This window comes from Runella sp. R5_40, from assembly GCF_057652295.1.
Genome location: NZ_JBYFCH010000003.1, coordinates 136,253 through 148,094 on the forward strand (window position 1 = coordinate 136,253; position 11,842 = coordinate 148,094).

7 protein-coding genes are annotated in these 11,842 nt (G+C 45.7%); 5 read left to right on the forward strand and 2 right to left on the reverse strand.

Going from position 1 to position 11,842, the window contains the following annotated elements:
* Nucleotides 1-24: 24 nt before the first annotated feature.
* The gene (locus tag AC23N5_RS07755) at nt 25-795 is read left to right on the forward strand and encodes a LuxR C-terminal-related transcriptional regulator (RefSeq protein WP_487755101.1); all 771 of its coding nucleotides are present in this window, start codon (nt 25-27) and stop codon (nt 793-795) included.
* 78 nt (nt 796-873) lie between these two features.
* Nucleotides 874-3,213: a TonB-dependent receptor gene (locus tag AC23N5_RS07760; RefSeq protein WP_487755102.1), complete on the forward strand. Its 2,340-nt coding sequence runs from the start codon at nt 874-876 to the stop codon at nt 3,211-3,213.
* A 49-nt stretch (nt 3,214-3,262) separates the two neighbouring features.
* On the opposite strand, the gene AC23N5_RS07765 is transcribed toward AC23N5_RS07760, so the two are convergent.
* Entirely contained in the window at nt 3,263-4,792 is a 1,530-nt protein-coding gene (locus AC23N5_RS07765) for a sulfatase family protein (RefSeq protein WP_487755103.1), read from the reverse strand.
* 83 nt (nt 4,793-4,875) lie between these two features.
* The gene (locus AC23N5_RS07770) at nt 4,876-6,993 is read right to left on the reverse strand and encodes an alpha-amylase family protein (RefSeq protein WP_487755104.1); all 2,118 of its coding nucleotides are present in this window, start codon (nt 6,991-6,993) and stop codon (nt 4,876-4,878) included.
* Between the two features lie 267 nt (nt 6,994-7,260).
* On the opposite strand from AC23N5_RS07770, the gene AC23N5_RS07775 reads away from it, so the two are divergent.
* The 3 genes from AC23N5_RS07775 (at nt 7,261) to AC23N5_RS07785 (ending at nt 11,753) form a co-directional block, all read left to right on the forward strand.
* A complete protein-coding gene (locus AC23N5_RS07775) occupies nt 7,261-8,706 on the forward strand; it encodes a sulfatase (protein WP_487755105.1) in 1,446 nt (481 codons plus the stop codon).
* A 139-nt stretch (nt 8,707-8,845) separates the two neighbouring features.
* Complete coding sequence (locus AC23N5_RS07780; RefSeq protein ID WP_487755106.1) at nt 8,846-11,050, forward strand: tetratricopeptide repeat-containing sensor histidine kinase; 2,205 nt, start codon at nt 8,846-8,848, stop codon at nt 11,048-11,050.
* Nucleotides 11,051-11,114: 64 nt separating this feature from the next.
* Nucleotides 11,115-11,753, forward strand: a complete 639-nt coding sequence (locus AC23N5_RS07785) for a response regulator (protein WP_183971792.1) — start codon at nt 11,115-11,117, stop codon at nt 11,751-11,753.
* Nucleotides 11,754-11,842: the final 89 nt, after the last annotated feature.

The window sequence follows — 11,842 nt, forward strand, 5'->3', positions numbered from 1 at the left end:
TTGAATAGTAAATCCCTCTCCACTATGGCTGAACAAAGTAGCATACAAGAGATATTTTTTACCTTTTTGATGCAGTATCAGTATCGGGAAGAAGACCTCGATTATACCGTCCTTCCTGCGCACGTGTCGGCTTTACAAACGCTCTCCCAGATTGGAAATTCGGGTATCAGTATTTTTGATATAAATAAGAAGCAAATTGCCTTTTATTCAGCCAACTATGGTAAGTTGTTAGGCTATTCACCTGCTGATTACGAAGGTTTAGGACATCAGTTTTTTGATGGTAAAATTCATCCCGAAGACAAAGTTCAACTGGCTCTGAATGGGATTTCTATCCTGAAAATGTTTAATGCGTTTTCGAGCGATGAAAAACTGAACCACAAGGTCATTTATGAATACCGAATGCTGAACGCCGAGAAGAAGTACGTTCGCCTTATTGAGCAGTATCAAATGCTGGAATTGGACCGAAAAGGGCAAATTTGGCTCATGCTCAGCATCGTGGATGTGTCGCCCAACCAAGAAGAAAACCTACCCGTTAAGTCCCAGCTATTGAACTTCCGAACGGGGCGTTTTATTCCTTTTGATACTCCCCCTAAAGCTGAATTGGAGTTGACCAAAAGAGAGTTAGAGATTTTAAAGTTGGTCAAAGAAGGGTTTTTAAGCAAAGAAATTTCGGACAAACTTTCCATCAGTGTGCATACGGTTAACACCCATCGTCAACGATTTTTGGAAAAATTAGGGGCCAATAACTCGTTTGAGGCCGTCAAATTTGCCTCCAAGTGGGGGCTTTTGGAGTAAACCTACTGATAAATCAGTATTGTGCTGGCAAGTGATTTGGGGGAATTTTGTGTCCTCAAATCACTCACTGCACAGTCCATGAAATATTTATTTTCTATCCTCTTTTTTTGGGGCATTGTCCTCACATCTGCCGCCCAGCCTACCCAAACCATTCGCGGAACAGTCATCAACGACGCTACTCATACCCCCATTCCGTACGCCTCCGTGGCTGTTCTTGCCACTACGCCTTTGCTGGGAGTGCTCACCGATTCACTCGGCAATTTTACCCTTTCCAACGTGCCCGTTGGGCGTTATACCCTCAGCGTGTCTTGCGTGGGTTACGAGCCTGTGCTCCTGCGCGAAACCGTGGTTAGTTCGGCCAAACAAACATTTTTGTCCATAAAATTAAAAGAAATCAGTCAATTGCTCGCTGAAGTGGAAGTGCGGCCTAAAGTCAACAAAGAACTTCCCCTCAACCCGATGGCTACCGTAAGTGCGCGGATGCTAAGCGTGGAGGAGGCCAAACGCTACGCGGGCGGTTTTGATGACCCTTCGCGGTTGGCGTCTTCGTTTGCAGGAGTAGCGGGCAACACCGACGATAACGGAATCATCGTGCGGGGCAATGCGCCCAAGTTTTTGCAGTGGAAAATGGAGGGAATTGAAATCCCTAACCCCAACCATTTTGGCGATTTGAAGTCGTTTGGGGGCGGGTCTTTGACGGCGCTAAGCAGCCAAATGCTGGCCAATTCCGATTTTTTTACGGGTGCTTTTCCTGCCGAATACAACAATGCCCTGTCGGGCGTGTTTGACGTTTCGATGCGAAAGGGAAACAACCAAAAGCACGAACACACCTTTCAGGCGGGGGTTATTGGCATTGACGCCTCGTCGGAGGGGCCGTTTAAAAAGGGAGGAAAAGCATCCTACTTGTTCAATTACCGCTATTCGACGTTGGCCTTGTTGACGCCCATTTTACCCGAAAATGTCGGCGGCCTGAAGTTTCAGGATTTCTCTTTTAAATTAAATTTTCCGACCAAACGAGCAGGTACTTTTTCGGTTTGGGGGATTGGGCTGGCCGATAAAACGGGCGCAAAAGCCAAAACCGATAGCACCCAATGGAAGTACGACGACGAGAGAGAACAAAACGATATTGAGCAATACATGGGAGCCGTAGGGGTAAAACATACATTGGTGCTCAAGAATAGTGCGTACCTCCAAACCACCCTCGCGGCCACTACAACAGGCACAGATTGGAGAACACAACGCCTCACGTCTGCCTTGGCTTTGGTACCAAAAAGCAATATTTCAGTGGCCAATGCTACGTTTGTTTTATCCTCTTTTATCAATAAAGCTTTTGGTACAAAACATACCAATAAAACAGGTATGTTGCTCACAGGAATGCAATACGACTTAGCCTTAGCCAAGGCGCAAGGAGGGAATGATGCTCCGCTAAAATCATTGGTCGATGCACGCGGGTTTAGTACTTTATTGTCGGCGTACAGCAGTTCTTCGTTTCAGCTGTCCCGCTCGCTTTCCATGAATGCAGGTATTAACAGCCAGTTTTTTTCGTTAAACAAGCACGTCACGCTTGAACCCCGAGTGGGATTCCGCTACCAGTGGAAACCCACTCACTCGGTGGGAGTGGCCTATGGGCTGCATAGCCGATTGGATCGTTTGAATTATTATTTTAACAATTCATTGGCAACGGGAGAAACGGCGGTCAATAAAAACCTAGATTTTACCAAAGCCCATCATTTAGTGTTAAGCTACGATTGGGCTATTTCGGACGTTGCTCATCTACGCATGGAGCCCTACTATCAATCGTTGTTTTCAGTGCCCGTGATGTTGGGAAGCTCATTTTCATTGCTCAACGTGCAAAATGACTGGTTCTTTGCCGAAAAGTTGCAAAATACAGGAACAGGGAGAAATTACGGGGTGGACATCACCCTCGAAAAGTACCTATCCAAAGGCTACTATTACTTGCTGACGGGCTCCCTTTTTTCGTCTGAATACAAAGGTGGCGATGGCGTATGGCGAAACACACGCTTTAATCGAAATTTTGTGGCTAATGTCTTGTTTGGAAAAGAATGGCAATTGGGCAACGAACACCAAAATGTGCTAAGCCTCAACGCTCGCGTTACGTACCAAGGAGGCAACCGTTATTCGCCCGTTAATCAGGCGGCGTCGGAAATAGCCAAACAAGTGGTTTTTGACGAAACGAAGGCATTTTCGATGCAAGTGGCTCCCGCACTCAATGTGCATTTTACGGCAAGTTATAAACTCAATAAGCGTAAAAGCTCCCGCGAAATTGCGCTGAAAATTCTGAACCTGACTTCCCAGCCTGATTTTAACGGGTTTCGCTATAACCTTCAAACCCGTGCAGTTGAGAAGGATTTGAACCCGATTGTTATTCCCAATTTGAGCTATAAAATCGAATTTTAAAGGGCGATAGCACGAGATGTTATCGTGCTATCGCGAACCATTACATTGCTTATTTGGACAATTGACTTGCCTCGTCTTTGGCCAAAATCGCCGCTGCTTCAGTATCGTCGTATTGTCGAATGAGTTGTTTTAGATCGGCCGTAAGCTGTTTTTGAATCTTCTGATAGGCGGGTTTGCCGTACAAATTATTCATCTCTTCGGGGTCTTTTTGGAGGTCGTACAACTCCCAAAACTCACCGTCTTTGTAAAAGCGAATCAGTTTGTAGCGGTCGGTGCGGATACCAAAGTGCGTCTGAACGCTGTGTTCGGCGGGGTATTCGTAATAGTGGTAATAGGTCGATTTGCGCGCTTTTTTGCTAAAAAACGACTGCCCTTGCATGTCTTCAGGAACACTCAGCCCTGCTTCTTGTAAAATAGTGGGGGCAAAGTCGGTATTGTTATGAATGGCTCGGTCGATGGTGCCTGCTTTGAGGCGTTTTGGATACCGAATCAGCATTGGCATGTGGTGCGATTCTTCGTACATAAATCGCTTGTCGAACCAGCCGTGTTCGCCCAAATAAAACCCTTGGTCGGACGAATACACCACCAAGGTATTTTCGGTTAAGCCTTTTTTGTCCAAATAATCAAGCACTTTACCCACGTTACGGTCGAGCGAAAGGAGGGTGCCCAAATAATCTTGCATGTACCGTTGGTATTTCCACTCATCAAGCGCCCGTCCCGACAGGTTTTGTTTCTTAAAATCGGCGGTTACTTGGTCGTAGTAAGCGAGCCACGCCTTGCGTTGGGCGGGGTTCATGCGTTTCACAAAAGGGTCGTTGCCCGCGTCCACTTTGAGGTCTTCTTTCAAGCGCATGGTTTTGGTGACGGTCATATCTTGGCGTTTGGCAGCAATCCGTCCTTCGTACGAATCGTAAAAACTCTTAGGAAGGGGGAATTTTACGTGGTCAAAAGCCCGCAAATCGGTGGTGTCAGGTTGCCAATTTCGGTGCGGACATTTGTGACCAATCACCAAACAAAATGGCTTCGAAGGGTCACGGTCTTGGTCGAGCCAATGAAGCGCTTTTTCGGTAATGACATCGGTAGCGTAGCCTTCTTGGCGAACCGTTTTTCCACCCATTTCGATAAAATCAGGGTTGTAATAAGCACCTTGCCCAGGCAACACCGACCAATAATCGAAGTATTGAGGGGTAGCTTCTAAGTGCCATTTGCCAATCCAACCCGTTTGATAACCAGCGGCTTGTAGGTATTTTGGGTACATCGGTTGGCCTGCGTCAAACTTGGTGAGGTTGTCGCGGTGGCCATTTTTGTGACTGTATTTCCCCGTTAGCAACGTAGCACGGCTAGGGGCGCAGAGGGAGTTGGTACAAAACATATTTTGGTACAATGCCCCCTCTTTGGCCAAGCGGTCGATGTTAGGCGTTTTGATGTAGGGACTGCCGTAAGCGCTGATGGCCTGCAAGGCGTGGTCGTCCGAAAACAAAATCAGGATGTTGGGGCGTTTATCTTTGGGCTTAAACGACAACAATCCCATGCCGAGTGTCAGCCCAAAGGCAATGGTGGTGAGGAAAGTTTTTTTCATGTTTTTCAGTTTCGTGTTTACAGTTTCGAGTTTGCTCTATGTTTCTTTCGAGCGGGTTGTGAGCAACCCTTGACACGAGCGTGCTACTTATCAATCACAATTCCTTCAAAATCTGCCAACTTAGAAAGCTTCAATTCGAGCACCCCGTTTTTCCACGAATACACTACGGGTTCTTTGTTGACCATCGAAAAAACCTTGGAAGGTTTGAACGGCGTTTGAACCCGAAAACTCAGGTTAGCAATGGGCAGAGGAGCAAAATACGTATTTCCACTAAAACCAGTAATATTCACCAAGTGCAAAATCAGACCATCGGAAACAGATTTATTCCTGTTTTCGGGTGTGTTTTTGGTATATTCTTTCAAAATCACCTCTACGCGTTCGTGGGCATTGGTTTGTACTAATTCCCCTGCTTCGGGATAAACGAGGTTGAGGGCATCGAGGAGAATGTTTTTGTGTTCTTCGTACCCGTGCAAGTAATAAAGCTTACCGAGGTTGATGGGCAATAGCACTGCTTTGCTCCGTGCATGTTGTTTCATCCCCATCGCAAAATACCCCGTCGGGTCGTGACCACCAATGATTTCGGGCGGGCCAGGGCGGCCTTTGGAAAGAATAGGTAATAGTCGTTGGTCGGTGCCCGAGAAGTCGTACAGTCCCAAGTTAAATTTCCAAAACACCATTTTTTGTTGGGCAAAACGTTTGAAAACCTGTTTGTTGTCGGGAGCAAGGTAAAAGCCGCTGCCTTCGTGGTCTTTGTTGATGATTTTTGCGCCAAACAATTCTTGCAAAGCCGCTGGGTTATCAAACATCGTTTGATTGGTGGCAATAAGCTGAACTCCCTGTTTGACAGCTTCTTTCAATGCCTCAATGGCGGTTTTGCTCAAATACGTAATGTCAGGTAAAATCACCACTTTGTAACCCTTTATTTTGGCGGCTAAATGCTCAATTTGGGCGTCTTCGATGATGTCAAAAGGCAAATGTGCTTCGCGTAACATGAGCTGAATGCCACGGTATTCTTGCATGGGATTGCCGCTGGGCCATGCGCCTGGGGCTACCACAGCTATTTTGGCCACCGAACCATACTTCCCAAAATAAGGCTCAAATTTTTTGTGGTGGGCGTATATTTTTTTGATGACTCCGTAATTGCGCTCGTCTTCGTAGCCGCGCATATCGCCCATCATGCTGATGTCGAGGCCAGAGCCATTGGCAATGTTTTCGTACAAACGAATGGATACTTCCTCGGGCTCCACGGCGTTGTAGCGCGACTGAAACGAGATTTGCTGAATACTACTGTTACTGATGATGTGGTTGGGAAACGAATTGATGGCATTGCCCACGTTGTCGGAGGCGGAGTAAGGCCAGTACGGCAAGCTGTTGGTTTGCGACTCGTGCCGAATGATGTCCACGAAACGATCCATGTAGGTGCAAATGGCGATTTGCTCGTTTTTCGACTTTACCAATGTATGCAACCGCTCCGACCAATCTTCGACCGTGAATTTTTTGAAAGCGAGGTATTTTTGAAAAACGGGGTCGGCTTTGTTTTCCTCGACGGGCAGCGACAGGCCATTGCTGTATTGCGCAAATCGCTTTTTATCTGCTTCGTTTTGGTCAATGCCGTGGTATTTGCCTTCGTACGGATTATTGACTTGGTACCCAGGCATGTTCAGGAAAATACCGTCGATGGGGTAGTTGTCGATGACCTCTTCGATGATTTTAAAAGCACACTCCTGAACGTAAGGCGCGTTGATGGACACCACGTACATATCTGTATTGATGATTCGTTCGCCTTTGGGAGAAATATAACACCAGTCGGGATGGACTTTGAAAATGCTTTCGTGAACGCGACTAAAATCAAACCGAACAATGACCTTGATGCCTTTTTGATGACAACGGGCAACAACGTCGCCCAGCATGTTGCCTTTCATGTAGGGGTTGGTGTAATGGAAAGGTAGTTTGGTGGGGTAAAACGCCATAATTCCACCCGCATTGATAAGTAGTGTATTGGCGGAACAAGCTTCCAAATCTTTCAGCAGTGAGTCGGCATTGAGGGTAGCGGCTTCGTAAGCAGGTAGGTTGGTTTGGATGACGCGCAGGTTATTGCGCTTCCACCAAGGCAAATCGGCAGGCCATGTGCTCGCTTTTTGGGCAAAGCTTAGGCAACTACACAAACTAAAAAATAGGCAAAACGTAACTGATTTTAACATTGAAAGGAGGGGTTAATCATTTCTCAAAGCATTTTATGGGTAACGTTTACCTAACTCTTGCTTATGTATTGCATTCTGCATTCGGTCAGACGACAGTCAGACCGTTTGATAGGTCATTTCGTTGTGCATTCGGTCAGACGATAGTCAGACCGCTTTATTGGCCATTGCGTTGTTTATCGGTCAGATGATAATCAGACCGCTTTATGAGCTCGGTCATCTTATATCGGTCTGACTGTCGTCTGACCTAGTCGTTTTTACAAACTATTTATGAAAAAGCTATTTTTGGTAAGCATTGCCCTTTCGCTACTGGCTTTGTGCGCGTTTCAAGCACCGCGTAAGGCGCCCAATATTGTTTTTATGTTGGCCGATGACCTCGGTTGGGCCGATTTGGGATGTTACGGCAATACGTTTCACGAAACCCCCAATCTCAATCAGTTGGCTACCGAGGGAGCGCAGTTTCAGCGAGCCTATGCTGCTTGTGCGGTTTGCTCGCCTACGAGGGCGTCCATCATGACAGGAAAATACCCCGCCCGCCTCCAAATCACCGATTGGATTCCTGGGGTGGTGTATCCTTATGCCAAGTTTCAGACGGCCAAAATGCGTTACGAATTGCCGAAAGAGGAAGAGATTTTGCCCGAACTATTACATAAAAACGGATACGCCACCTACCACGTTGGCAAGTGGCATTTGGGAGAAACCGAGGAGTTTTGGCCGCACAATCGGGGTTTTGATGTCAATATTGGAGGACATTCAAAAGGGCAGCCTGGGTCGTATTTTTATCCCTACAAAAACGTAACGCCTAACGCCGATTATTCCGTCAAATTCTTGCCCGAAGGTGGAAAAGAAGGCGATTATCTTACCGATTTTTTGACGGACCATGCGCTGAAGTTGATTGAAAAACACGCCAATAATCCACAGCCGTTTTTTCTCAATATGAGCTACTACCAAGTACACACCCCGCTGCAAGGGAAACCCGATTACGTTAAAAAATACGAGGAAAAGAAAAAGACATTGGGAGTCAGCAAGCCAAATCCCATCTATGCCGCCATGATTCAGAGTTTGGACGAAAGTGTAGGCCGAATCTTAAAAAAATTAGATGAGTTGGGAATGCGCGAAAATACAATTGTGGTGTTTACGTCGGACAACGGTGGGCTGGTGGAGGTCGATGGAAATGCGCCCCTGCGCGAAGGCAAAGGCTTTTATTACGAAGGCGGGATTCGAGTACCGTTGCTGGTGCGTTATCCTGCCGTAACTCAGCCGCGTTCTACGCCGCAAGACGTGGTCGCTAGTATTGATTATGTGCCTACGCTCCTCGAATTGGCGCAATTGAACAAGAAAAAAGACGTGGATGGGCAAAGTTTTGTACCGACATTGAAAGGGAAATCTCCCAAGGAAACGCGCACATTGTACTGGCATTATCCCCATTATCATACGCCGCAACGCCCGCCTACGGGGGCAGTGATGGCAGGAGACTACAAATTGATTGAGTTTTTGGGCGAAAACCGTTGGGAGTTGTACAACGTTCGTGACGACGTATCGGAGCAGCATAACCTTGTGACTGAAAAGCCCCAATTGGGAGCGCAATTACGAAAAAAACTCCAGCGCTGGCAGTCGGAGACGGGGGCAAGATTTCCGTCGCCTAACCCCAATTATGATTCGGAGAAACCCTTTCGAAATTCCATTACAGCTTGGAAAGGTGAAAATCGGCTGTAAGGTGTTTTCGGCTACCCAAAGCAAGTGTTTTCGGTTACTCCTAACCGAAAACCGAGGTTTCTCAAAACCTCGTTAAGTGTTGAACATGTATGGATTTTTGTTAACTTTGTTTAGAGCTCATGGTAAAGCCCCTTCTCCTATGAAATACCTTTGGTTGTCTTGGTGGCTTACATTTTCATTGGTACTAAATGCACAGCGCTATACCAAAGCAGATTCGCTCAAGATTTATGGATTACTCAATGCCGCAGACGCGGCTGAGGAGGTGTCTCAAGCATTACTTTTGGCAAAGCAGGCGTTGTCTTTGAGCCAACAAACAGCGATGTTGCGCGGTGAAGGTTGGGCTAATTTAAAAATCGCTTTTTTATTGGTAGAACACACGCCCAATACCGATGTGCGGCAATATTGGCAGATAGGAACCCGCATAGCCACACAACTCAATGACCCCTTCATGCTTGCATTGGCAGAGTTACAACAGGGTAAATATTGGATGTATAACAATGATTTACCCGTAGCAGAACAGTTTTTTCAAAAGGCGCTTACTACTTATTTTGACAAACAACCGTCGAACTATACGGCGGTATTGTACAATGATTTGGGGGTATTGGCAGGAAAACAAAACCAGCGCGAACAAGAAGCAAATTGGTACTTTAAAGCCATGAAACTGCACGAACAGCTTGGGGATTTGCATGGCTGGGCTAATTCGGCAGGCAATCTTGCCAATGCTTTCTATCGACTTGAGAACAAAGAGGAGGCTATCAAGTACGCCAAAGAAGCCTTGCGAGTTCACGCAAAAAATAACAATGTTTTGGGTTTGGCCACGGTAACAGGTAACTTGAGTACCATGTATTCAGCTTACAACCAGCTAGATTCGGCGACAGTTTATCGTCAAAAATCTGTCAAATATGCAACTATCAATGGGCAAAAAAAGCACCTAGTGCAAGCATACCAAAATTTGGCCTTGTTGCTTGAACGTCAGCAAAAATACCCAGAAGCGCTAGAGGCGATTGAGCAGTCGATTGCTTTAAGCCGAGCTACCAACGACTTGGCTAGTGCGGCGGCTAAAAGCCGTATTGCTGCCGAAATTTGCGCAAAAATGCAGCATAATGATCAGATGGTTCGGTATTATAGAGAGGCTGAGCGATTGGCTGATTCGCTTCAACGAAAAGATATTTTGCGCGATGTATATTTGAGCCAGTCTTCCTACTTTGCCAAGGTCAACGATTTTAAAAATGCGTACCTACATTCGGCCCAATACCACGCACTAAAAGATAGCTTAGAGGGCATACAGTTAAAAAAGAATATTTCAGATTTGCAGGTAAAATATGAATCGGAACGGAAGGATTTTGAAATAGCCAAGCTGAATGCCGAAAAACTCATTCGTCAGCTAGAAATAGAAAAACAAAAGGCGATTATTGTGGGGGATAAACTGGAAGCCCAACGGAAAGAAGATAAAATTCAACTCCTTACCCAGCAACAAAAGCTCCGAGATGCCATTTTTTCTCGACAAAAGGAGTTATTTGAAAAACAACTTTTGATTACTAAAAACAAGGAACAAGAACTTCAGTTGGCTCGTCAGCGATTGGAACTTAGCCAAAAAGATAAAGAATTGAAAGAACGGCAGCTTCAACGCCAACAGATGATTCAGATGGTGGGAGCAGGGCTGGTGCTGCTGTCGATGTTGCTTGCCTGGATTTTATTTAACCGTTATCAGCTTCGCAAAAAACTCCAAGAAAAAGAAGCGCTTCTGGCCGTCAGAAACACCATTTCAAAAGACTTGCATGATGAAATAGGCTCATCACTGACCAACGTTAATATTTTAAATGAACTAACCAAACGTACACTTTCTGTTCCAACTCAGGCCCAAGAATACCTTCAGCAAGCAGGGGAAAGTATCCAACAAATCAGCGAAAGTTTGGGAGATATTGTGTGGAACATTAATCCACAATATGACGATATTCAAAACTTGTTGGTTCGGATGCGCCGCTACGCCGCTGATATGCTCGATGGAGCTTCGATTCTTTACCAATTGGAATTCCCAGAAGACGTGAGTCACTTTAAACTTCCGATGGACAAGCGGCGAGACTTTTATTTGGTATATAAAGAGGCCATCAACAATTTAGTGAAATATTCAAAGGCCACCAAGGCGCAGATAAAGCTTGCCGTGATAGGAAATGTGTTGCATTTGCGAATAGAAGACAATGGAATTGGATTTGAGATGAATACCATTCGTAAAGGAAATGGCCTTAACAACATGCAGCACCGTGCCGACTTGCTCAAAAGTAAGTTTATGATTTCTTCTCAACCGCACAGAGGTACCTCAATTGAGCTTACTATGGAAGTATAACCGCAAACAAAAATCACCCAAAAGGGTACTTTACAAACCCATTAACATCCACTAATTTTGTGAAATGGCAACCTCACTCCTCATCTTTGAAGATAACAACCAACTTCGCCAGTCGCTCCAATTACTTTTGAACGATGGAATGTTTTTTAGCGTCAAAGCTGCGTTTGAAAACTGCTTGCGTGCGGCAGAAGAAGTCCTCTTGCATGAGCCCGATTTGGTCATTATGGATATCGATATGCCTGGACGTAGTGGGGTTGAAGGTCTTAAAGCTATCAAAGCAGTACGCCCAGCCACCAAAATCATCATGTTTACGGTGTTTGATGACGATGAGCAAATTTTTGAGTGTATTTGTGCAGGTGCTGATGGATATTTACTCAAACATACGCCTCCCGCGCGCCTCATGGCTGCTTTGCAAGAAGCAATGGAAGGGGGCTCGCCCATGAGTCCTCAAGTAGCCAACAAGATTTTTCACTACTTCCGACAGGCGTCAAAACCAGCGCCAGACTACAATTTGTCGGAGCGTGAAAAAGAAATTTTACAATTACTCATCAAAGGCAACGGCTACAAAATGATTGCTGCTGAGTGCTTTATTTCATTAGATACCGTTAAAAAACATCTCAAAAACATTTATACCAAACTCCACGTGTCGTGCGGAACGGAGGCTGTGGCCAAAGCCCTCAAAGAAAAAATTGTAGCCGTTTAACATATATAAACTTATGCTAAAAAGCCGTCGGGGAACTTATCCTCGGCGGCTTTTTGGTTTTAAAAATCACCCAAAAGGGTAATTGACGA